General features: G+C 38.3%; 19 protein-coding genes. 15 read left to right on the forward strand and 4 right to left on the reverse strand.

Annotated elements, in window-relative coordinates:
• Positions 1–66 precede the first annotated feature (66 nt).
• Positions 67–1,098, forward strand: coding sequence for a uroporphyrinogen decarboxylase (gene hemE, locus QM491_RS08275; RefSeq protein ID WP_283327032.1), 1,032 nt, complete (start codon positions 67–69; stop codon positions 1,096–1,098).
• A 202-nt stretch (positions 1,099–1,300) separates the two neighbouring features.
• Here hemE and guaB read toward each other — a convergent pair whose 3' ends face one another.
• The gene (gene guaB, locus QM491_RS08280; RefSeq protein WP_283327033.1) at positions 1,301–2,770 is read right to left on the reverse strand and encodes an IMP dehydrogenase; all 1,470 of its coding nucleotides are present in this window, start codon (positions 2,768–2,770) and stop codon (positions 1,301–1,303) included.
• A 346-nt stretch (positions 2,771–3,116) separates the two neighbouring features.
• On the opposite strand from guaB, the gene QM491_RS08285 reads away from it, so the two are divergent.
• The gene (locus QM491_RS08285; RefSeq protein WP_283327034.1) at positions 3,117–4,172 is read left to right on the forward strand and encodes an FAD:protein FMN transferase; all 1,056 of its coding nucleotides are present in this window, start codon (positions 3,117–3,119) and stop codon (positions 4,170–4,172) included.
• A gap of 56 nt (positions 4,173–4,228) precedes the next feature.
• On the opposite strand, the gene QM491_RS08290 is transcribed toward QM491_RS08285, so the two are convergent.
• From QM491_RS08290 to QM491_RS08300, 3 genes are all read right to left on the reverse strand, one after another.
• Positions 4,229–6,421: a PepSY domain-containing protein gene (locus QM491_RS08290; protein ID WP_283327035.1), complete on the reverse strand. Its 2,193-nt coding sequence runs from the start codon at positions 6,419–6,421 to the stop codon at positions 4,229–4,231.
• A gap of 220 nt (positions 6,422–6,641) precedes the next feature.
• Positions 6,642–7,130, reverse strand: coding sequence for a DUF2271 domain-containing protein (locus tag QM491_RS08295; RefSeq protein WP_283327036.1), 489 nt, complete (start codon positions 7,128–7,130; stop codon positions 6,642–6,644).
• Positions 7,131–7,134: 4 nt separating this feature from the next.
• Entirely contained in the window at positions 7,135–8,682 is a 1,548-nt protein-coding gene (locus QM491_RS08300; RefSeq protein ID WP_283327037.1) for an ankyrin repeat domain-containing protein, read from the reverse strand.
• Between the two features lie 607 nt (positions 8,683–9,289).
• On the opposite strand from QM491_RS08300, the gene QM491_RS08305 reads away from it, so the two are divergent.
• The 13 genes from QM491_RS08305 to QM491_RS08365 all read left to right on the forward strand — a co-directional run bounded on the left by QM491_RS08305 (position 9,290) and on the right by QM491_RS08365 (position 22,712).
• Positions 9,290–10,189 carry an FAD:protein FMN transferase gene (locus QM491_RS08305; protein ID WP_283327153.1) on the forward strand — a complete coding sequence of 300 codons (900 nt, stop codon included), beginning with the start codon at positions 9,290–9,292 and terminating at the stop codon, positions 10,187–10,189.
• Between the two features lie 251 nt (positions 10,190–10,440).
• Positions 10,441–11,385 (forward strand): formylglycine-generating enzyme family protein, encoded by a 945-nt coding sequence (locus tag QM491_RS08310; RefSeq protein ID WP_283327038.1) that lies wholly within the window; start codon positions 10,441–10,443, stop codon positions 11,383–11,385.
• Between the two features lie 209 nt (positions 11,386–11,594).
• The gene (locus QM491_RS08315) at positions 11,595–12,908 is read left to right on the forward strand and encodes a Gfo/Idh/MocA family protein (RefSeq protein ID WP_283327039.1); all 1,314 of its coding nucleotides are present in this window, start codon (positions 11,595–11,597) and stop codon (positions 12,906–12,908) included.
• Between the two features lie 168 nt (positions 12,909–13,076).
• Positions 13,077–13,787: a Bax inhibitor-1/YccA family protein gene (locus QM491_RS08320; RefSeq protein WP_374761247.1), complete on the forward strand. Its 711-nt coding sequence runs from the start codon at positions 13,077–13,079 to the stop codon at positions 13,785–13,787.
• 135 nt (positions 13,788–13,922) lie between these two features.
• Positions 13,923–15,311, forward strand: a complete 1,389-nt coding sequence (locus QM491_RS08325) for a neutral/alkaline non-lysosomal ceramidase N-terminal domain-containing protein (protein WP_283327040.1) — start codon at positions 13,923–13,925, stop codon at positions 15,309–15,311.
• Positions 15,312–15,670: 359 nt separating this feature from the next.
• Entirely contained in the window at positions 15,671–16,039 is a 369-nt protein-coding gene (locus tag QM491_RS08330; protein WP_283327041.1) for an NADH-quinone oxidoreductase subunit A, read from the forward strand.
• Positions 16,040–16,126: 87 nt separating this feature from the next.
• Entirely contained in the window at positions 16,127–16,675 is a 549-nt protein-coding gene (locus QM491_RS08335) for an NADH-quinone oxidoreductase subunit B (RefSeq protein ID WP_095161392.1), read from the forward strand.
• 63 nt (positions 16,676–16,738) lie between these two features.
• Positions 16,739–17,239: an NADH-quinone oxidoreductase subunit C gene (locus QM491_RS08340; protein WP_283327042.1), complete on the forward strand. Its 501-nt coding sequence runs from the start codon at positions 16,739–16,741 to the stop codon at positions 17,237–17,239.
• Positions 17,240–17,291: 52 nt separating this feature from the next.
• Positions 17,292–18,527 (forward strand): NADH dehydrogenase (quinone) subunit D, encoded by a 1,236-nt coding sequence (gene nuoD, locus QM491_RS08345; protein ID WP_283327043.1) that lies wholly within the window; start codon positions 17,292–17,294, stop codon positions 18,525–18,527.
• Positions 18,528–18,635: 108 nt separating this feature from the next.
• Entirely contained in the window at positions 18,636–19,130 is a 495-nt protein-coding gene (locus tag QM491_RS08350) for an NADH-quinone oxidoreductase subunit NuoE family protein (protein ID WP_283327044.1), read from the forward strand.
• Between the two features lie 37 nt (positions 19,131–19,167).
• Positions 19,168–20,205 (forward strand): phytanoyl-CoA dioxygenase family protein, encoded by a 1,038-nt coding sequence (locus QM491_RS08355; RefSeq protein WP_283327045.1) that lies wholly within the window; start codon positions 19,168–19,170, stop codon positions 20,203–20,205.
• A 57-nt stretch (positions 20,206–20,262) separates the two neighbouring features.
• Complete coding sequence (gene nuoF / locus QM491_RS08360; protein ID WP_283327046.1) at positions 20,263–21,603, forward strand: NADH-quinone oxidoreductase subunit NuoF; 1,341 nt, start codon at positions 20,263–20,265, stop codon at positions 21,601–21,603.
• Positions 21,604–21,695: 92 nt separating this feature from the next.
• Entirely contained in the window at positions 21,696–22,712 is a 1,017-nt protein-coding gene (locus QM491_RS08365; protein ID WP_166551711.1) for an NADH-quinone oxidoreductase subunit G, read from the forward strand.
• Positions 22,713–22,744: the final 32 nt, after the last annotated feature.

The raw sequence follows: 22,744 nt of genomic DNA on the forward strand, positions 1-22,744 counted from the left end.
TGCGGTAATATTATACGAGCTAGCCTACTATGACATACATACCAAGGCACTCGAATTGCTTAATCAATGGAAAACTTACAGAACGATTTAATATTGAGGGCTGCACGTGGGCAGCAAGTAGAGCGTGTGCCTGTTTGGATGATGCGTCAAGCGGGTAGAATTTTAGCTGAATATCGTGCCGTTCGCGAAAAGGCAGGGAGTTTTATTCAATTAGCTACAACGCCAGAATTGGCTGCTGAAGTAACTATCCAGCCCGTGGATATTTTAGGGGTAGATGCTGCTATTATTTTCTCTGATATATTGGTTGTTCCCGAAGCTATGGGTTTACCTTATGTGATGGAAGAAAAAGTAGGTCCTATTTTCCCTACTACCATTCATTCGATGGCCGATGTAGAAAAACTACGTGTTGCTAATCCCGAAGAGGAACTGAAGTACGTATTGGATGCCATCAAAATTGTAAAATCAGAGTTAAATGGTCGTGTACCTTTAATTGGTTTTGCTGGAGCTCCATTTACGCTACTTTGCTACATGATTGAAGGGAAAGGCTCAAAGACTTTTTCTAAAGCAAAAAAAGCATTGTACTCTGAGCCTGAATTATCACATGCTCTTTTGCAGAAAATTACTGACACAACTATTGCTTACCTAAAAGCTCAAATTGCCGCAGGTGCTAATTTGGTTCAGATTTTTGACTCTTGGGCAGGTATCCTTTCTCCTGAACAATATCGTATTTATTCATTACCATATATTGCTCAAATTTGCGATGCAATTACAGAAGTGCCTGTAACAGTATTTGCTAAAGGTGCATTCTTTGCTCGTGAGGATATGGGTAAGTTAAATTGTGATGTTGTAGGTCTTGACTGGAATATGGATATTGCTGAATCAAGAAAATTGGTAGGAAATTCAAAAACATTACAAGGTAATCTTGATCCATGCGTATTGTATAGCTCATTTGACGAAATTAAAAAGCATACTCGTTCAATGATTCAGCAATTTGGAACACAGAAATACATAGCAAACTTAGGACATGGCGTATATCCAGATACTAATCCAGATAAAGTAAAATGCTTTATCGATACCGTAAAGGAATACCAAGCTTAGAGGAAAGTTTCGGATATCGAATGTTGGATTTCGGAAGTATAACCTCACTTTTTGGGGGAGTTTTTTTTACACTTCTGCAATCAGAAATTCCCAATCCCCAATTGTTTGATAGACATTATCAAAAAGGCTCAGTACAAATCGTACTGAGCCTTTTGAATTTCTACAAAGCTATAATGAGATGATTATAAACTGCTTTTATTGCTTACTTCGCACTGTAGTTTGGAGCTTCCTTCGAGATAGTAATATCGTGTGGATGGCTTTCTTTCACACCAGCTGCTGTGATTTTCACGAAGCGTGCTTTTTGCATTTCAGTGATATTTTTAGCACCACAGTATCCCATACCTGCTTTCAAACCACCTACCATTTGATAAATGATTTCAGATACAGAACCTTTGAATGGCACGCGACCCACGATACCTTCTGGAACTAATTTCTTAATATCATCTTCAGCATCTTGGAAATAACGGTCTTTCGAACCATCTTCCATTGCTTCAAGAGAACCCATACCACGGTAAGTCTTGAACTTACGTCCTTCGAAGATAATTACTTCACCTGGAGCTTCGTCAGTACCAGCCAACATTGATCCAATCATTACTGTACTAGCACCACCAGCGATTGCTTTTGCAATATCACCAGAGAAACGGATACCACCATCAGCAATAATAGGAACACCTAAGTCAGCTACTGCTTTAGCTGCCTCGTATACGGCTGTAAGCTGTGGCATACCCACACCAGCAATAATACGAGTTGTACAGATACTACCAGGACCAACACCTACTTTAACAGCATCGGCACCTGCTTCAGCTAGAGCTCTTGCACCTTCACCAGTAGCCACGTTACCTACGATGACATCAAGGTTTGGAAATTGAGCTTTAACACGCTTTAAAGCTTCAATTACACCTTTAGAGTGCCCGTGAGCTGTATCGATACTAATTACGTCAACACCGACTGCTACAAGCGCTTGAACACGCTCCAACAAATCTGGTGTAACACCAACCGCAGCACCTACGCGCAAACGACCCAATGTGTCTTTTGATGCGTAAGGATTGTTTTTGCGCTTGATAATATCTTTATAAGTTACCAAACCAATCAACTTGTAGTTTTCGTCAATGATTGGTAATTTTTCAATTTTAAATTCTTGTAAAATGCTTTCTGCATCGTCCAAAGAGATTCCTTTTTTAGCTGTAATCAAACCATCTTTAGTCATGATTTCATTAACAGTTTTAGTCAAATCTTTTTGGAAACGTAAATCACGGTTTGTCAAGATACCGATTAATTTACCTTCTGAATCGATAACTGGAATACCACCAATTTTGAATTCACGCATGATACGGTGAGCATCACCAAGTGTTTGACCGTCAGTAAGCGTTACAGGATCGATAATCATACCTGATTCCGAACGTTTTACTTTTCTTACTTGCGCAGCTTGCTGTGCAATGGTCATATTTTTGTGGATAATACCAATACCTCCTTCTTGAGCCATCGCAATAGCCAAATCAGCTTCGGTAACTGTATCCATAGCAGCCGAAATCATTGGAGTATTAAGCGTGATGTTGCGAGTAAGTTTGGTCTGAGTGCTAGTTTCTCTCGGAAGAATTTCTGAGTAAGCAGGAAGAAGCAATACGTCGTCGTATGTTAATGCTTCGTATAAGAACTTGGATGTGTCTAACATGGCAAATAGCTTTGATTTGTTATTTGCCAGACAAATTTACGATGAGTTTTGTACTTTTAAAAGAAAAATCAAAAAATGATTATTATTTTTTTGTAAAATTCGAAGTATGTCTTCATTTTAACTTGCCATATTATCTTCAAAATCACGCTATTTCGCTTTAATGACACTTTTGTTGTCTTGGAATCTTAAAATTATAGCAATATTTTTTTTAGTACATTTTTTAGATAAGCATCACATCTATTTAATAAATTCTTAAAATCAATTCGTTAAATTTGTTATTATTTATAATCAATCTAAATAGTTTAATTTTTAATCAAGTTTAAAAATTAAACTATTGATGATTTTGATGGTCATTGATAAAAGTATAAATACCTTATTCACTGTTATTGCTGTAACGAAAGCACCCAAACGTATGCGTAAAATCCTTTTTGTATTTCTTTTTCTTTTTTCAATTGCTTCTCAAGCTCAGGTTCTTAAAAAGAAAACCACATTGCTGATGGGAGGGAGGTTTGATATAACTGTTGTAGCGAAAGATACAGCGATTGCCAAACAAAGTATCGAGGATATTATTAATGAAATTTCTAGGATAGAATATTTGATTTCAGACTGGAAAAGTACGACTCAAATTTCGGATGTAAATCGCAATGCTGGAATCAAACCTGTAAAAGTTGACCCCGAAGTATTTGAGTTGACAGAAAGAGCACTACATTTTTCGGAAATAACAAACGGGGCTTTCGATATTAGTTTTGCAGCAATGGATAGAATTTGGAAATTTGATGGTTCTATGAAACAAATGCCAACGCCAGAGGCAGTTAAAAAATCAGTAGAAAAAGTAGGTTATCAAAATATTGAGCTAGATAAAGCAAATAGTACGATTTTTTTGAAGAAAAAAGGAATGAAAATTGGCTTCGGAGCATTAGGTGAAGGTTATGCCGCCGACCGCTGTCGCGAAATGATGTTGGCAAGAGGTATTCAAGCGGGTATCGTGAATGGCTCTGGTGATATGAATACTTGGGGTGGTCAACCAGATGGCACGCCTTGGACAGTTGGGATTACCAATCCGATGAAAAAAGATACCGTTTTCGCTATAGTACCGCTTGTTAAAAGTGCCGTAGTTACTTCGGGGAGTTATCAGAAATTTGTCTTATTTAATGGAAAACGCTATTCTCACATCATCAATCCTGTAACTGGATACCCAGCCACTGGGCTTTGTAGTGTAACGGTTTTTGGGCCAAGTGCCGAAACAGCTAATGGCTTTAGTACTTCTATTATGGTTTTGGGAAAAGACAAAGGATTGAAGCTATTGAAAAAATATCCTGAATACAGTGCTATCTTGATAACTGATGAGGGAAAGGTAGTAACTACTAAAAACTTGAATATTAAAGATTTTACCTTAAAATAGGAGGGGGAAGATATTTTTCATAGGGTGCGACTGAAGTTGCACCCTATGAAAAAAAATTAATAACAATCCGAAAGAATTTGTTCATGTGCTTGGTAGTGACTCAAAGACAGAGAAAGTTCTTTCTTACAGATTTGTTCTAAGATTAGCATCACATCTTTTTGCATAGCCAACGATCCACAAATCATAATTACGCCTCCTGTTTTCAACACAGTAGCTATTTGATTGGCATCTTTTTTAATCAAGTCCCCAACATATAGCTTCTCCGTCTCACGTGATAACGCGACGGCAAGTTTATTCAATTTCTTTTGTTGACTGTACTCGTCCAACTGAGATTGATATAGGCTAAGCGAAGATTTATCTCTGAATCCTGCATACAAATGGCAAGGAACCTGCTTATTATTTTGATTAAGCATTCCTAAAAATGGTCCAATACCTGTACCATTACAAATCATGATGACTTCGGGACTATTTTTAGGGAAATGAAAATGGCTATTTTGAACAATCTTAGCTTTGAATGTATCTCCAGCTTTGAGTCGATGCAAAAAGCCTGAGCCTAGTCCATTTTCATGTAATCTTACACTTAACTGAATTTCACTTTTATCTACAACTCCAATTGAGTACAGGCGTTCACGATGGTCGTTAGCTGGATATATCGCCAGTAAATCTCCAGATTTTACTTTTGTCCATCGCTTAGTTTTGAACTTAATCAAGAAAGTATCTTCATGTTGGCTCGAAGTATTTGACACTACTTCTAAATTCCTAAAGTTGTTAGGTTGTTTCAGAGGAGCTTTACTCGAAATACTAATGCCTGTTTTAGCTGACCAAGCTTCTGCCCAAAGCGCATAATCTTCCTCCGATTTATCATTTACTGTATGAATATCTAACAATGGTTTCGCCCAAGATTTACTGCCTAGAGAGTGATGTACCTCATAAGCAAATTGACAGAAATCGGGATAAGCACGAGACCCAAAGCCCACCACAGATATTTGGATTGATGAAGGTTGAGAAATGTCAGTCGATAATAATTCTTGAAACTTGCTTGCACTATTTGGCGCATCACCCGCTCCGTAGGTAGAGGTAAATACAACCAAATGCTCGGCACTTGGGTAACTTTGATATTCGTTGAGTGTCGAGATATAGGTTTTTTCTCCAAGTTTAATCAATTGTTGATAAAAACCATTGGCGAAATCCCATGTACTACCATTTTCAGAGCCTACTAAGATAACAAAACGGCTTTCTTCTGCTGTAAATTGATTTTTAGATTTTCCAGAAAGTCTTTTAAACGTAATAGCAAAACCAGTGTATATAAAAAATAGGATATTACCAGAAGCAATAGCCAAAATGATAGCCAAGATGATGCTCGCTCTACCTGTATGCAAATCAAGGCTGAGCGTACTCATAATTTGCGTAAAAGGGTAGGCTTGTTCGGCAAGTATTTCGCCCGTAATTTGATTTACGGCGATTTCACGGTCTTTGAGTTTGATGGTAAAATAGTCTTCAGGATCTTCCGAAAAAGGGAATTCGATACTTTTGACATCTGCCAGTGAAGTATTTTTGAAAATAGGAAAATCTTCAAGTTTCTTTTGAGGTGTATCTTTGATTTTATCAAAATCAACATCTAAGGTTATTTTAGCCGCTGGAAATACTTCGAAGCGAACTAATGAAAGATAAGCCCCTGTAAGCGCAATTAAAAGAATTGGTAGTAAAGACCAACGACTCAATATGACATGGTAATATTGTGCAAAGCTATCTTTAGGAATACCTTTAAAAAAGTTACGTATTCCTTGCTGACGCTGAATAAGGAGTAAAATGCCAGAAATCGTAATCAAGAATAACAAGAATGCTGTGAGTCCTACAAAAAAACGTCCTAATTCATGTAAAAATAAAGAACGGTGTAAAGCATTAACCCATTCAAAGAAGGCACCTTTCTGCTTGGATGCTCCCAGAAATTCTCCAGTTTTAGGATGAATATATCCCTCCTGAATATCTTTTGGGAAATCAGAGCTTTTTGCTACTAAAGAATGAAAATCATCTACCTCTATCTGACTAATTGAAGGATATTGTTTTTTCCAAAATGGAATACTTTCAGCCAGAGTTACTTGACTAAGGGGTGGAGTGCTAGGTCTGTTGATTTTTTCTAAAGCTGGCTCAAACGACAGAATAATACCTGTAATAGAGGCAAGAGCTAGAAAAAGAAAAGAAGATACCGCCAACGTGAGGTGACTGTATCTCCAGATAGAGAGATGCATATTTTGAGAGTTGGTTGAATTAAATGCAAACGGAGAAATACATAAGAATTTTGAACAGTTTTTGTCTTTTTCTCGAATATGTTATTCAATAAATAAAACACTACCGCCCTTAAATTTTCCCATCAGTTGTCAACTGAATTGATCAACTGATGGGAAGAACACAAAATAAAGCCCTGTTTTTGAATTACACGCTATGCCTTTGTGCCTTTTGTCTCTTATTTTAGTTTGCAGGACTAAATCTTACATAACGGATATAACCTGTTCCTTCGCTTTTAGCCGCTAAGCCATCAGTTGTTAGTGGAACCTCCAAATCTTTTACGTAATAGGGTTTATCCTCAACGGCACTCTCAAAACGAATTTTGTAATTTGAGTTCAACTTCGCATTTTCGATTTCAAGAACAACCACACTACGGTCGCCACCTGTTACCGATGCACCTGTGATAGCGCTTAAGTTACTAGGTTTTTTCGAAAATGCTTTATGCCATTCTTTTAGGTCTTTGTACCATTTTTTGTCAGAACCTAATACATACAAAGTTTTGTCATAAGCTCCTTTGGCATCTACGATAGATACAACCATATAGGCTCCTTCGCCCATATAGTTAGTCATTTGAATCATACATTTGTATTTCGTTGTTTGTGCTTGTGCTGTGTTAGAAACACCCAACGATACGATTAATGCAATAACGGCTAGTTTTAAGAATTTAAACATTTTACTACTTTAAAAAAGTGATAGATATTTTAGATTTTGAAAGTGATTCGTTTTCTGAAGCTAAATCAAAAGCTGTTTCGTTGAAATTAGTAACGGCTTCTTTTTTGGCACCAACCGATACCAAGTATTTCATAATGGTATCGTCTTTGGCAATCATTGCAGCTTTGTGAAGCGCTGTGATACCTTCCGAGTTTTTAGCGTTCACGTCAATACCAAGAGCCTGAATGCGTTTCAAAAGACCTAAGTCATTTTTCATAACGGCTAAGTGATATAAGGTATTGCCATTTTTTTGTGGAGTAGCGGCAGTCAATCCTTTTTCTTCCAACATTTTTAACTTGGCATCAAAGTCTTCCGTTTTTGGACCGAAGCCTACACGACCTTCGCCACCGCCTTGTGGTGGACCTTGAGAACCTCCCTGACCGCCAAAACCACCTGCGCTATAAGATTGTACCAAATAGGCTAACAAGTTTTCACCATCTTTGTTTGTTACTTTTACATCAGCACCTTTTTCTATCAGATACTTAACAACTTCAGGAGAGTTTCCTTTAACGGCTAGTGAAAGAGCCGATTCTCCTTTATTATTGGTCTGATTGATATTTGATACCTTTGATACCAACAAATCCAATGTTGCTAAATCTCTGTTTGATGCAGCAGCGAAGATAAATGGTGTATTACCTTCCTCATCTGCTTGGTTTACATTAACACCTTTTGTCAAGAAATGCTCGATAATTTCTTTTTGATTGGGTCTACGAACCAAGAAATGTAAAACGTTTTCACCAGCTTTGGTAGTAGCAGTAGGTTTTACTCCTAGACTTTCTAAGTATTCAAAGAATTCCAAATTAAGTGTAGTTCCTCTTCTACCTCCTTGCGAAGCAACCACAATAGCATTGTCGTTTGGCGTGATACCTTTTTGTGCTAAAGCTTTCAAAAGGTTAACGTTTCCACTACGAGCAGCATAGCCAAAAATATTATTTCCGTTTTTGTCAACACTCTTAAGATCTAACCCTTTTGACACTAAGTAATTAGTGATTGCCAAATCTTTATCTCCAGCAACAGCGAGTAATAAAACGTTTGCACCATCTTGGTTTACGTCTTTTTTCAAATTAGCTCCAGCTTTTACACAAAGGTCGATTACTTCTGGTGTAAGTCCGTTGCCAGCAGCAAAGTTTAATGGAGTTGTTCCATGAGCATCAACCATACTTGCTTTTGAGCCCTTACCAATCAACAACTGCATGATTTCGATATTGCCCTTTGCTGTAGCCCAGTGCAAATAGATACGTCCATCATGCGTGATTTTGTTTACATCATTTCCAGGTTGTTCCAACAAATACTTGATGGTTTCGTTCGGCGCGCCAGAGTTGATGGCCATCACGACAGCGTCCATCGCCTGACGGTTGAGTTCAGATGGGTTACTACCTTTTGCTACTTCAGCTTTTACCGCCTCAGTATTGGGTTGGGTTCTCCAAAAAGATTGTTCTAATAAGGTATTTCTTTGTGCGCTTGCAGCAAAGCTAAAAAGCGCCAAAGATGCAGCAATGAAGATTCTTTTCATTTGAAATATGTATGTTTAATCGGGTTGAAGTTTTGACGACTCAAAACAAGTAAGCTTTAGGCTTATTTAGAATTAGTACAAATATAAATTAGAATCTTTGTTTAATCACAATGCTCATTCTCAAATTTAGAAAAACCATTAAATAGACGAAGAATAGAACAATGTTTACTTTGACCTGAAAAATAAGAAAAAGTAAAGTTGTCGAATGACTTTTTTTGAAAAATGATATTAATAGTTCGGTGAATAATTTCAATGTGAAAACGCTATAAAATTAGAATAATTTTCTTTGTGTAAGAGCGACCATAAATCTATTTCCTGCTAATAGGCATAATTATTCGACCGAATGCCTTATTGAATGTATAAACTCGATTTTAGATTTTGAAATAGAAAATAATAACAAACACACATAGTAGAAAACGATTTTACTCCGTAAATCAGGTTAAGCTAAAAGATTGTTTTTGATTAACTTGTATCGTGTATGCTATCAAGTAAAAACCTCGAACATCTTAATTCTGTGAAAACGTACCCTCTTTTTTTATTTTTTTTCCTCGTGCAGATATATACTTATGCACAAGTACCCCGTAAATGGTCTTTTACACAATCCAAAATGGGGTCGCCTTTCTCCATAATAACATATAGTAATGATTCGGTAAAGGTTGTGAGAAGTATATCAAGGGCTTATCTATTGGTAGATTCGCTCAACAGCGTTTATAGTGACTATGATTTGCGGAGCGAATTGAGTGTGTTGTCGCAAAAAGGCGAAAGTCTCAAGGTGTCGGATGCACTTTGGGATATTTTGGAGAAATCTCAATATGCTTTCTTGAAAAGTAATGGTGCTTTTGATATTTCGATAGGTCCGTTGGTCAAACTATGGAGAACAGCCCGAAAGCTCAAACAGCTTCCAAGCGACACTGCTATTCGAAATGCACAGCAGCGTGTAGGGTTTAAGTTTATAAAAATGAATCCTACCACTCATGAAGTGAAGTTACTTCGAAACAATATGCAACTCGATTTGGGTGGAATCGCAAAAGGATATATAGCTCAAAAAGTAGTAGATTTTTTAACGAATGAAGGTTTAGTATCGTCACTGGTTGATGCTGGTGGAGATTTAGCGATGGGACAAGCACCACCAAGTAAAAAAGCTTGGAGTGTTGGAGTAAATATCCCTTCCTCAGAAGAATTATTACCTCGATATTTGTTTCTTCAAAATGCTGCTGTTGCCACATCTGGCGATATGTATCAATACGTAGAAATAGATGGAAAGCATTATTCACACATCGTGAATCCCAAAACAGGCTTAGGACTTATACATCAACGCAATGTGACAGTGATTGCTCCAGATGGGGCTACTGCCGACTGGCTTGCAACGGCTTGTAGTGTATTACCCGTAAAAAAAGCACTAAAACTCTGTGATAGTTTTCCGAATACAGGTTTACTGATTGCAGAGAAGAAAGGTAAAATGATTCTAAAATGGCAAAATAGCTATTTTGAGAAAATGATGGAATAGGGACAAAGTATCAAAGGCACATAGGCACAAAGTGTGTATCACTGTAGAGACGCAAGCATTGCGTCTCTATTAATATAAAATTTAAAAAAATCACTCAACCACTCAATCACCAATCACTCAATAACCACAAACAAACTGTGAGGGTCTGTTGGGTAGTCTTGGAAAAAGAAAGAGTATTTTAATAAAATATATTTCTATTTAGTTTACAGTCATCTCAATTAAACTTTGCATATCAACCTCATAATTTTTCTATGAAAAAAACTCTTTTGACCTTGAGTTTATTTACCGCTGTTTTTGGTATCTCCGAAGCTCAAAACTTCCAATCTTATGAACAAACCATTCCTAATACTACTGTCAAATTTAAAATGGTAGCGATTCCAGCGGGCGAACTATCCTTAGGTAGCTCCGAAAGTGAGTTAGGACATGAGCCAGATGAATCACCGCAGGTAAAGGTAAAACTTTCAGCTTTTTGGATGGGCGCTACGGAAGTCACTTACGACGAATATCAATTGTTTTTTGAGGAAGAACGTGACCCTGAGCCAAAGCCTGACGCCATTACTCGTCCTAGTCCGCCCTATATTGATTTTACTTTGGGCATGGGAAAAGTAGGTGGTTTTCCTGCTAATTCGATGCAGCAGTATGCAGCTTTGATGTATTGCAAATGGCTTTATCATAAAACAGGTATTTTCTATCGATTACCTACAGAAACAGAATGGGAATATGCTTGTCGTGCAGGAAGTAAAACTCGTTTCTTTTTTGGAGAAAATGAAAAAGACCTTGCTCAATATGCTTGGTATGGTGCCAACGCCGAAGGACATTATCATCGAGTAGGTGAGAAAAAGCCAAATCCTTGGGGACTATATGATATGTTGGGCAACGTAGCCGAATGGACAATGGACCAATACGATGAAGGATTTTATCAAAAACTAAGTGCAGGACAAGAGAATCCTTACTCAGAAAAGTTAAAACGCTATCCGAGTACAGTACGAGGAGGCAATTATAAAGATGAAGCAAAAGAATTACGAAGTGCTAATCGCCTAAAATCAGACCCTATTTGGAATCGTCGCGACCCACAAGTACCAAAAAGTAAATGGTGGAATGCCGATGCGCCTTTTGTAGGATTCCGTATTGTACAACCTTTACAACAGCCTTCGGCAGAAGAAGTCGAAGCATTTTTCGCAAAAGTATTAAAGTAGGTTGTGAGTGAACAGGAGCACAGGCACAAAGTGCTAAGACAAGTTGCCCTTACCGAAAGACCTAAAACTATTGCGGATTTGGGATTGCTGATTTCGGAAATATGGAAAATTACCTTTACTTTCTATAAAAAAGTATCATATACTTCCGCAATCTAGCATCCGAAATCCAACATTAAAATACCTCTCATTTTCTAAAACTAATTCTAACTATGAGTCAAACTAGACGCGATTTTGTTAAAAGTACATCGCTAATTACTGGAAGTTTAATTGCTGCTCCGTTTTTGTCGGAAGCGAGTATGTTTAATAGTCTTGTCGACGATACCATCAAGGTTGCCTTGATAGGTTGCGGTGGACGTGGTACAGGTGCTGCTATTCAGGCATTGAGCACTAAGCAAAATGTGAAATTGATTGCAATGGCTGATGCCTTCCAAGACCGTTTAGACAGTTGCTACAAAGAAATTACAGGCGATGATTTCGAAAATTTGAAATCAAAAATTGATGTCCCTGCCGACAGACGTTTTGTGGGATTTGATGCCTATCTCAAAGCAATTCCTTTGGCAGATGTGGTTATCTTGACTACGCCTCCAGGTTTTCGCCCTCTACACTTTGAAGCAGCAGTGAATGCAGGTAAACACATTTTTATGGAAAAACCTGTTGCCACAGACCCTGCTGGTGTACAACGAGTACTTGCGGCTGCCGAAAAAGCAAAAGCGAAAAAATTGAATGTCGTAGTAGGTTTACAACGTCATTACCAAACTTCTTACCGTGAACTTATGAAGCGCCTTCAAGACGGCATGGTGGGAGATATTGTATCTGCTTCGGCTTGGTGGAATAATGATGGCGTGTGGGTAAATCCAAGAAAGGCTGGTCAGACCGAAATGGAATATCAAATGCGTAACTGGTATTATTTTAACTGGTTATGTGGCGACCATATCACCGAACAACATATTCACAATATTGATGTAATCAACTGGGTCAAAAACTCTTATCCTGTCAAGGCAAGAGGAACGGGTGGTCGTGAGGTACGAAAAGGAAAAGATTATGGCGAAATTTTTGACCATCATATCGTTGAGTTCGAATATGCCGATGGGACAATTCTCAATTCACAATGTCGCCATATCAAGGGGACTTGGGCAAAAGTAGATGAATTAGTAGTGGGGACAAAAGGTAAAATTATGTTTGATGCAGGACATATTACTGACTACAAAGGAAATACCTTATTCAAACACAATGGTAGCAAAGACCCTAACCCTTACCAAGTAGAGCACGACGAATTGTTTGAAGCAATCGCCAAAGGGCAATATAAGTTTGCCGATGCCGAAAACGGAGCTAAATCAACCATGACTTCTATTCTTGGAAGAATGGCTACTTATTCGGGTCAGGTAATAACTTGGGATAAAGCTATAAATTCAGGCTTAAACCTAGCACCAAAAACATTTTCTTGGGATGCTGATATGCCACTCAAACCAGATGTAAATGGTTTGTATCCAGTAGCAATTCCGGGTAAAACTAAGTTTGTGTAATATTTAGCATTGAGCTATTAGCTTTCGGGTTTTTGTCGAAAGCTAATAGCTTAAATTTTAAGGCTGATACCGTTTAGGCATCATTAAGTCTGTATTAGAAAAATAAGTGTTCTTGTGTAAATGAATTTTTTTTCTAAAATTGTGCTACAATCTAATTACAACAAACTTATGCAAAACAATCAGTATTCACCTTATTATTCACAGGAGGCTGTTCAGGCCGAACAGGCTCGTTATATGACCAAAGTATTTGGTTGGATGTCTTTGGCTTTAATTGTTACAGCAGCGGTTTCATTGGGTGTAGCGAGTACGCCTCAAATCGTTGATATTATTTTTAGTAGCAAGTTTACCTTTTATGGATTGATGATAGCTGAAGTTGGGGTAGTGTGGTGGTTATCGTCGCGAGTGGCAACTATGTCAGCTACGTCTGCTACGGTGTGGTTTTTTCTGTATTCGATTTTGAATGGATTAACACTTTCGGTCATTTTCTTTGTATTCACTGCCGATTCGATTGTATATGTATTTGGTATTGCAGCCTCAATGTTTATGGCAATGGCGGCTTATGGCTACTATACCAAAAAGGATTTGACCTCTTGGGGTAGCCTTTTGATGATGGGTGTTATCGGTTTAGTAATTGCAGGTGTTGTCAATATCTTCTTGCGTAGCGATATGTTTGGAATGATAGTTAGTTCTATTGGTGTATTGATTTTTGTAGGCTTAACAGCGTACGATACTCAAAAAATCAAAGAAATGAATATCATTGGCAACGAAGGAACAGACGAAGATCATAAAGAAGCAATCATGGGGGCATTGACTTTGTATCTCGACTTTATCAATCTTTTCTTGTATTTACTTCGTTTACTAGGAAATAGAAGAAATTAATACAAAAGCATTTTTCTTAAAACTCCTCATCTAAACTTAGGTGAGGAGTTTTATTTTTGAAGAAAAGTACAGAAGTGTAATTGACTTATTCATGAAAATATGCTCAAACACTTATTGGTTTAATCACAACTACTTATGAAGGTTTTTAGAAATATTATTTTAGGCTTATTGGCGCTAATTCTAATAGCTGTCATTGGGACTTTTACGACGGTTGATAGAACAGAATTGCACCAGACCGAATTTTATGCTCAAATGCAAAACTGGTTGGCTAATTATGCACCCGATACCGACCCACAGTATGATTCGGTATATGTAGGTTGGGCAAAAGTAAATCTAACCCCTTCACAACCATTGGCTACGGCAGGATACGGCAATCATGATGGCAAACCTTATCAGAGCGTACATGACTCTATCTATGTGCGAGCAATGGTGTTTGATAATGGTCGTAAGTTTGCGATGGTTTCTTGCGATATGCTTATTATTCCACCAGAAGTACGTTTAAGCTTGCAAGATAAACTTGGTAAAATTGGCTTTTCATGGGAGCACGTGTTTATAGGCGCTACACATACGCATAATAGCATAGGTGCATGGGGTAAAAATGCTATTGGAGAATTATTTGCAGGAAAATACCATCCTGAAGTAGTGGAGGATATCGCTAATAAAATTGTCAAGGCTATCCAATTGGCTGATGCTAACACCACTGCCGCCGAAATCGGCTATGGACAAATAGACGCCCCAGAGTTGGTGTTCAATAGATTGGTTCATGAAAAAGGTACGGTAGACCCGACTTTACGTTTATTGAAAATTCATAAAGACAATGGACAAAACGCCTTGATTTGTGTGTATTCGGCACATGCTACTACGCTCAATGCCGATAAAATGGTTTTGTCAAGAGATTACCCTGGGGTCTTGGTGGATAAGCTTGAAAAAGACCAAGCCAATTTTGCGATGTTTATGGCTGGCTCTGTTGGCAGTACAGGCCCAATAGGAGAGGAGATGAAAGATGATTACGCTCAACTCAACCGTGTGGCTGATGGTCTTTATCAAAAAATTGCTAAAGTTAGTCCACAAATTAAAACAGGGCTTGTGGATAACCTTCATGCTTCGGTGATTCCATTATCGATGCGTGACCCACAGGTACGAGTGTCGCAAGACCTACGTTTTCGTCCTTGGGTATTTCAAACATTTTTTGGAGAATATCAAGCCGAAATGAAGGTTTTCCAGTTGGGTAATACGATTTTTGTAGGTACTCCTTGTGATTTCAGTGGCGAATTGATGCCAGATGTTCTCAAAACTGCACAAAATCAGCATCTAAATCTTATTGTTACTAGTTTTGATGGAAGTTATGTAGGGTACATTACCGAAGACAGCCATTATGATTTGAATAGATACGAGACTCGTGTGATGAATTGGTACGGTCCTCAGAATGGACAATATTTTCAAGAAATTATCAACAGCATTTTAACCAAAAATGCTCCTATTGTCAAACAGCCAGATGCTTTGCAAAATCAAACGGAACAATAGGCTTCAGATTCTAATATTTTGGGAAAGAAAGGCAGATATTAATTCAATGTAAACAAAAGTTGTTGTCTAATTTAGAATCATTCTGAATTAGCGAAAATCCTGAAAAACATCTAAGTAATCATGCTTAAGCACAATAATTCCCTAGCTTTTTCAGGTAAAAAAAACACTTCATGTAAATTTTTATCAGTAAATTGCGACTTGATTTCTGAAATTGTTGCTAGGTGACCCTTTAAAAGGTGTAATAGCAAAATGAATCTAGCAACGAGCAAAACACAAGTCTCTCATTCAGAATATTTTGACTAAAAGCACCGAGAGAGAAGAGCCGTTGTAGGCAAATTTCAAAACTTAAAGACAAAGAAATGAACTATCAACCATCAGACTACCTTCCGATTATTGTCCAAATAGGGGCAGCACTTGCATTCATCGTATTGACAATGGTGGCAACTCACTGGTTAGGTCCAAAAAGACATAGCAAAGCCAAAGATGATGTTTTTGAATGTGGTATCGAGTCAGTTGGAAATGCTCGTACGCCAATTTCTGTAAAGTATTTCCTTGTTGCAATCTTGTTTGTGCTTTTCGACGTAGAGATTATCTTTATGTATCCTTGGGCTGTAAATTTCAAGACTTTGGGATGGGACGGCTTCTTGGAAATGATTGTATTCATGAGTCTTCTATTAGCAGGCTTTATTTATGTACTGAAAAAAGGAGTGCTTGACTGGGAAAAATAATTCTCAAAGCCTCTTTCTCTATAAAACCTTCTGCCTCAACAACTAGTTAGGTAGTAAGACATCAAATATTATTAATTGAATAAGACAATGAGTGATAGAATAATAAAGACAGTAGATGCCCCACAGGGACTAGAAGGTCAAGGATTCTTCGCTGGAAAACTAGATGACTTGGTTGGTTTGGCGAGAGCAAACTCCCTTTGGCCTTTACCATTTGCTACCTCATGTTGTGGTATCGAATTTATGGCAACCATGGCTTCGCACTATGACTTAGCTCGTTTTGGTGCAGAACGTCTTTCTTTCTCAGCACGTCAAGCCGACGTTTTGATGGTAATGGGTACCATTGCTAAAAAAATGGCTCCAGTTGTAAAACAAGTGTATCTTCAAATGGCCGAGCCTCGTTGGGTAATCGCTGTTGGTGCTTGTGCTTCGTCTGGTGGTGTGTTTGATACTTACTCTGTTTTACAAGGTATCGACCGCATTATTCCTGTCGATGTGTATGTGCCAGGATGCCCTCCTCGTCCAGAACAAATCCTTGATGGCTTTATGGAAATTCAGGAGCTAGCTAAATCAGAACAAAGAAGAAGAAGAGAATCCCCTGAATATAAGGCATTGTTGTCTTCTTATGGTATTGAATAGTTATAAAGCAAAAATTATAACTAAATATCCCTTTTTCATTAGTCTATCATTTCAGCGTTTACAATGACAAACGAACAAATTGCTCAAGACTTAGTAGCGAAATTCGGAGAGGATAAAATTTACGGAATCATGGAAAATTACGGTCTTTTGAACGTAACTACATCTGTAGATACTATTGTACCTCTTTTGCATTATTTATATCAACATCCCACTTTCAAGTTTCAATTTCTTACCGATTTAGCAGGTATTCACTTCCCCGATGCTGTAGGTCAGGAATTAGGTGTCATCTATCACTTACATAGTCTCGAAAATAATGTACGACTAATAATAAAATTGTACGTTCCTATTGAGTCTCCTAAAGTGCCAACTATCACAGGGCTTTATGCTACGGCCAACTGGATGGAGCGCGAGGCATTCGATTTTTATGGTCTTATTTTTGAAGGACATCCCAATCTTATTCGCATTTTGAATGTGGAAGATATGGACTATCATCCTATGCGCAAAGAGTATCCAATGGAGGATGCTACTCGTCAAGATAAGATTGATGCTTTATTTGGAAGATAATAATCGATAACTATCGGGTTGCTACTCGGTAGCTCATTCACTCAAGCGAAATATGTCAGATGTTGCTTTAGTGTCGAATCCTAACGTAGGAATCGACAAATCAGAAGAAAACAAAAAATATGTCAATGAGTTGACCACTCTCAACCTTGGTCCTACTCACCCTGCAACCCATGGTATTTTCCAGAATATCCTTACCATGGATGGGGAGACAATCATCGATTCTGAACAAACGGTAGGGTATATCCACCGTGCGTTTGAAAAAATTGCTGAGCGTCGTCCTTTTTATCAAATTACAACGCTTACCGACCGTATGAACTACTGCTCGTCTCCAATCAATAATATGGGTTGGCACATGACTGTAGAAAAGCTGTTGGGTATTGATGTGCCTAAAAGAGCACAATATATGCGTGTGATTATGATGGAGTTGGCTCGTATTGCTGACCACATTATTTGTAATTCCGTGCTAGCTGTAGATACTGGAGCCATGACTGGGTTCTTGTACGTAATGCAGTGGAGAGAGCATATATATGAAATTTACGAAGAACTATGTGGTGCTCGTTTGACTACCAACATGGGACGTTTTGGTGGTATGGAGCGCGACTTCTCTGCCGAAGCTATTCGTAAAATCAAACATTTCTTAAGTGAATTTCCTAAAGGTCTTAGAGAGTTTGAAAGTTTGGTTAAGCGTAACCGTATTTTCATGGATAGAACTACAGGAGTAGGTGCTATCTCTTCTGAAAGAGCTTTAAATTATGGCTTCACAGGGCCAAACCTACGTGCGACAGGTGTAGACTACGACGTACGTGTGATGAACCCTTACTCTTCTTACGAAGACTTCGAGTTTGAAATCCCAGTAGGTACAACTGGTGATACCTATGACCGCTTCTTGGTTCGTGGCGAAGAAATGTGGCAAAGTTTACGTATCATTCAGCAGGCAATGGATAACCTTCCCGAAGGACCTTATCATGCTGATGCTCCTCATTATTATTTGCCTCCAAAACAAGAAGTTTATAACAACATGGAAGCATTAATCTATCACTTTAAGATTGTGATGGGTGAAATTGACGCTCCAGTTGGCGAGGTTTATCATTCTGTAGAAGGAGGTAATGGCGAATTAGGTTTTTATTTAGTTTCTGATGGTGGGCGCACTCCTTACCGTTTGAAATTCCGTCGCCCTTGCTTCATTTATTATCAGGCTTTCCCTGAAATGATTAAAGGCTCAACACTTTCTGATGCTATCATTACGATGTCATCTATGAACGTGATTGCTGGTGAATTGGATACCTAGTCTTAATCCTTTTCTCCTAAAATTGACCCAATAGTTATAGAAGAAATATTTAGTTAGAAGCGAAAAGGGGTATTTTGTAATACTCCTTCCGAAATACTAATACCGAACATGACGAACACACAAACCGTTCAGTTTCCAGCAGATACGTTGGAGAGGGTACACAAAATCATCAAACGTTATCCAGAAGGTAAACAAAAGTCAGCACTTCTCCCCATCCTACACTTAGCGCAGGCAGAGTGGCGTTGGTTGAGTTCTGAAGTAATGGATTATGTAGCTGGCTTGTTAAATATCAAACCCATTGAGGTTTATGAAGTAGCTACATTTTATACGATGTTCCACCTCGAACCCGTAGGCGAACACGTAATTGAATACTGCCGTACAGGACCTTGTTGCCTAATGGGTGGAGGTGAAGTATACGACCATTTAAAGAAAAAATTAGGGGTCGATACGGGTGGCACTTCATCAGATGGTAAATTTACAGTAAAAGAGGTAGAATGTCTTGCTGCATGTGGTTGGGGCCCTGTATTTCAGATTCGTGAAAAATACTATATGAATCTTACTACAGAGAAGGTAGATGCTATTATCGAAGAGCTTTCAAAATAATCATAATAAACCATTTGATACTTAATTCCTCTACCTAATGATAGCTTTTTTGAAAAATACCTTTAGAAGACCTTATCACCAAATTAGACATTATGTTGCGCCTCAAGGACCAAGAGATTTTGATAGCGAAACATTACCACTAGTAGATAAGGATGTTTCATTAGAACAAGTAATTGAAAAAGTTCAAATCAAAGAAGAATTACCTTTTGATTTAAAAGAAAAGCTAGCATTCTGGAGAGAAAATGGTTACGTGGTGCTCGAAAATGTTTTGCCAACCCAATGGTTAGATAACCTTTGGAATGAAGTTGAAGACACAATCGAGAATCATGAAAAATATGATTTGACGGCTTTAGTTTACCAGTTTAATAATACCAAAGACGCCAAACTAAAAGATATTCCTAAAGAAAAGCTGAAAGATATTGGGGCTCGTATCAACGATTATCATAGTGCTTCTATTGGAGCTAAAAAAGTGATGACTCACCCTAATATTGTGGCGTTTTTAAGAGCAGTATTAGACAACGATCTTACGGCTTTTCAAAGTCTGGTATTTAAGTATAGTAGCCAACAAAGTACACATCAGGATTATCCTTGGGTTACATCGGGTGTTCCGAGCCATTTAGCTGCTGCTTGGATTCCCTTAGAAGATGTACACCCTGATTCTGGACCTTTGTTCTATTATCCTGGCTCTCATAAATTGCCGAAGTTTCATTTTGGAGTAACAGGTATTTTGTACAAACACGGTTTGTCGCTGTTTAGCCCTGATCAATTTGGTAAATATTTGGATAAAATATGTGCCAAGTTCGGAATTCAAAAGAAAGTACTTTTGATTAAAAAAGGAGATATTTTGATTTGGCACGGAGCATTAGCACATGGTGGAAGCCGTATCAATAATGCTGAAATGACACGTAAGTCGTTCGTTTGCCATTACTCAACAGTGCAAGCCCAACCTAAGCACCGTGCAGAAACCAAAGATGTGTCTCAAACAAGCTATTATAATGGGGTAGCAATATATGCAAACCCTGCAAATTTGGCACAAGAAGATATTATTTCACAAGGAAAAGATTGGATTGAATAAACTCTTCCTGCTTTTCTTGAAAATAACATTTCATGCTTTAATGTATTTTTTAATCACATGAAAATATTAACCCAACATATTGATGTACCTGGTATTGAAACTATCGACGTTTATCGTCAGCATGGTGGATATTCAGCGGTAGAAAAAGCCATCAAGACAATGGCGCCAGATGAAGTAACTGAAGAAGTGAAAAAGTCAGGTTTGCGTGGTCGTGGAGGTGCAGGTTTCCCTGTAGGAATGAAATGGTCTTTTTTGGCCAAACCAGAGGGTGTTCCTCGCTATTTGGTTTGTAATGCCGACGAATCAGAGCCTGGTACGTTCAAAGACCACTATTTGATGATGAAGTCTCCACATACCTTAATTGAAGGTATGATTGTATCTTCTTATGCTTTGGGTGCAAACACATCATACATCTATGTGCGTGGTGAGTTGATGTATGTGATTAATATCCTTGAAAAAGCTATTCAAGAAGCTTATGACAAAGGATTATTAGGTAAAAATATCTTAGGCTCAGGGTATGACCTCGACCTTTTTGTACAACCAGGTGGTGGTGCATATATCTGTGGCGAGGAAACCGCTTTGCTTGAGTCTTTGGAAGGTAAACGTGGTAATCCACGTAATAAGCCTCCTTTTCCTGCGGTAAAAGGGTTGTACCAATGCCCAACTGTAGTGAATAACGTAGAATCTATTGCGGCTACTTCATGGATTGTAAACAATGGTGGTGAAGAATATGCAAAAATTGGTGTAGGTCGTAGTGCAGGTACTAAATTGATTTCGGTATCTGGACACGTACGTAAACCAGGTGTTTATGAAATCCCATTAGGTATTACCGTAGAAGATTTTATCTATTCTGACGAATGGTGTGGTGGTATTCGTGATGGACACAAGCTCAAGGCTGTTGTAGCTGGAGGTTCGTCAGTACCAATCTTACCAGCAGAATTAATCTTGAAAACGACCAACGGTGAAAATCGTTTGATGACTTATGAATCATTGTCTGATGGCGGTTTTGCTACAGGTACAATGTTGGGGTCAGGTGGTTTTATCGTAATGGACGAAACTACTTGTATCGTACATAATACATTAACATTTGCTCGTTTTTATCATCATGAATCTTGTGGACAGTGTTCACCATGTCGTGAAGGTACAGGCTGGATGGATAAAGTAATTCATCGTATTGAGCATGGAAAAGGTCGTATGGAAGACATTGATTTGTTGGTTGATGTTGCAAAGAAAATCGAAGGAAATACTATTTGTCCATTAGGAGATGCCGCTGCATGGCCTGTGGCAGCAGCTATTCGTCACTTCCGTGACGAGTTTGAGTGGCACGTAAAACACCCAGAAGAGGCTACCAAGCCAGGTGCGGTGTTTATGCGTGAAGGCGCTAGTTGGACATTGTAAGATTTACCCATATTTTTCTATTAATAAGTCTTTTAAAATTTGATTATTTAGGGTAAAACCTTCAAATTTTCAAATCTTCAAATAAGAGAACAATGAAAGTAACTATTGATAACATCACTATTGAGGTAGAACCGGGTACCACCATTATGCAGGCTGCTCGTCAAATTGGTGCGCATGTTGCCCCTCCAGCGATGTGTTACTACGAACCACTCAAAGGTTCTGGTGGTAAATGCCGTGCTTGTTTGGTGAAAGTAACTGCGGGTTCTGAAAAAGACCCTCGTCCAATGCCAAAATTAGTACCTTCTTGTATTACTCAAGTACAGGATGGTATGATTGTAGAAAATACTACCAGTCCACAAGTACTTGAAGCTCGTAAAGGCGTAGTTGAATTCTTGTTGTTGAATCACCCTCTTGATTGTCCTGTGTGTGACCAAGCTGGAGAGTGTCACTTACAAGATTTTACTTTCGAACACGGTGTTTCAAAAACTCGTACTATCGAAGAACGCAATACTTTCGAACCTCAGGATTTGGGTCCATACATTCAATTGAATATGAACCGTTGTGTACTTTGCTATCGTTGCGTGTACACAGCAGATCAAGTTACTGAAGGACGTGTTCATGGGGTAATGCACCGTGGTGACCATGCCGAGATTAGTACTTATATCGAGAAAGCTATTGATAACGATTTTTCAGGAAACGTGATTGATGTTTGTCCAGTAGGTGCTTTGACTGATAAAACGTATCGTTTCAAAAACCGTGTATGGTTTACTAAGCCAGTAGATGCTCACTGTGATTGTGGCAAGTGCTCGGGTAAAGTAACTTTGTGGTATCGTGGCGATGAAGTAATTCGTGTAACTGCTCGTAAAAATGAGTGGGGTGAAGTACAAGACTTTATCTGTAACACTTGTCGTTTTGAACGTAAGAAAACTTCTGATTGGACTATCGAAGGCCCAATGAAAGTAGCTCGTCATTCTGTGATTTCAGCGAATAAATATGGTGCAAGCTCTATTAAACCTGCTTTCCCATTGAAACAAGCTGCTGAACAGTATAAGCAAATTGACGATAATCGTGATCGTTCATTTTTGGAACCACAAAAGCAGTTGAAATAATTTTTGTCGCTACTGTCAACAGTAGTCAATAG

Origin of the sequence: Flectobacillus longus (genome assembly GCF_030056705.1) — a bacterium.
Lineage (GTDB): Bacteria > Bacteroidota > Bacteroidia > Cytophagales > Spirosomataceae > Flectobacillus > Flectobacillus longus.

Coding starts and splice junctions, on each gene's coding strand:
- QM491_RS08290 (WP_283327035.1), bottom strand. CDS start 6,421: ATGCATCTCTCTATCTGGAGATACAGTCACCTCACGTTGGCGGTATCT.
- QM491_RS08295 (WP_283327036.1), bottom strand. CDS start 7,130: ATGTTTAAATTCTTAAAACTAGCCGTTATTGCATTAATCGTATCGTTG.
- QM491_RS08310 (WP_283327038.1), top strand. CDS start 10,441: ATGAAAAAAACTCTTTTGACCTTGAGTTTATTTACCGCTGTTTTTGGT.
- QM491_RS08330 (WP_283327041.1), top strand. CDS start 15,671: ATGAACTATCAACCATCAGACTACCTTCCGATTATTGTCCAAATAGGG.
- hemE (WP_283327032.1), top strand. CDS start 67: ATGGAAAACTTACAGAACGATTTAATATTGAGGGCTGCACGTGGGCAG.
- QM491_RS08365 (WP_166551711.1), top strand. CDS start 21,696: ATGAAAGTAACTATTGATAACATCACTATTGAGGTAGAACCGGGTACC.
- QM491_RS08305 (WP_283327153.1), top strand. CDS start 9,290: ATGGGGTCGCCTTTCTCCATAATAACATATAGTAATGATTCGGTAAAG.
- QM491_RS08335 (WP_095161392.1), top strand. CDS start 16,127: ATGAGTGATAGAATAATAAAGACAGTAGATGCCCCACAGGGACTAGAA.
- nuoD (WP_283327043.1), top strand. CDS start 17,292: ATGTCAGATGTTGCTTTAGTGTCGAATCCTAACGTAGGAATCGACAAA.
- QM491_RS08350 (WP_283327044.1), top strand. CDS start 18,636: ATGACGAACACACAAACCGTTCAGTTTCCAGCAGATACGTTGGAGAGG.
- nuoF (WP_283327046.1), top strand. CDS start 20,263: ATGAAAATATTAACCCAACATATTGATGTACCTGGTATTGAAACTATC.
- QM491_RS08285 (WP_283327034.1), top strand. CDS start 3,117: ATGGTCATTGATAAAAGTATAAATACCTTATTCACTGTTATTGCTGTA.
- QM491_RS08355 (WP_283327045.1), top strand. CDS start 19,168: ATGATAGCTTTTTTGAAAAATACCTTTAGAAGACCTTATCACCAAATT.
- QM491_RS08315 (WP_283327039.1), top strand. CDS start 11,595: ATGAGTCAAACTAGACGCGATTTTGTTAAAAGTACATCGCTAATTACT.
- QM491_RS08300 (WP_283327037.1), bottom strand. CDS start 8,682: ATGAAAAGAATCTTCATTGCTGCATCTTTGGCGCTTTTTAGCTTTGCT.
- QM491_RS08340 (WP_283327042.1), top strand. CDS start 16,739: ATGACAAACGAACAAATTGCTCAAGACTTAGTAGCGAAATTCGGAGAG.
- QM491_RS08325 (WP_283327040.1), top strand. CDS start 13,923: ATGAAGGTTTTTAGAAATATTATTTTAGGCTTATTGGCGCTAATTCTA.
- guaB (WP_283327033.1), bottom strand. CDS start 2,770: ATGTTAGACACATCCAAGTTCTTATACGAAGCATTAACATACGACGAC.
- QM491_RS08320 (WP_374761247.1), top strand. CDS start 13,077: ATGCAAAACAATCAGTATTCACCTTATTATTCACAGGAGGCTGTTCAG.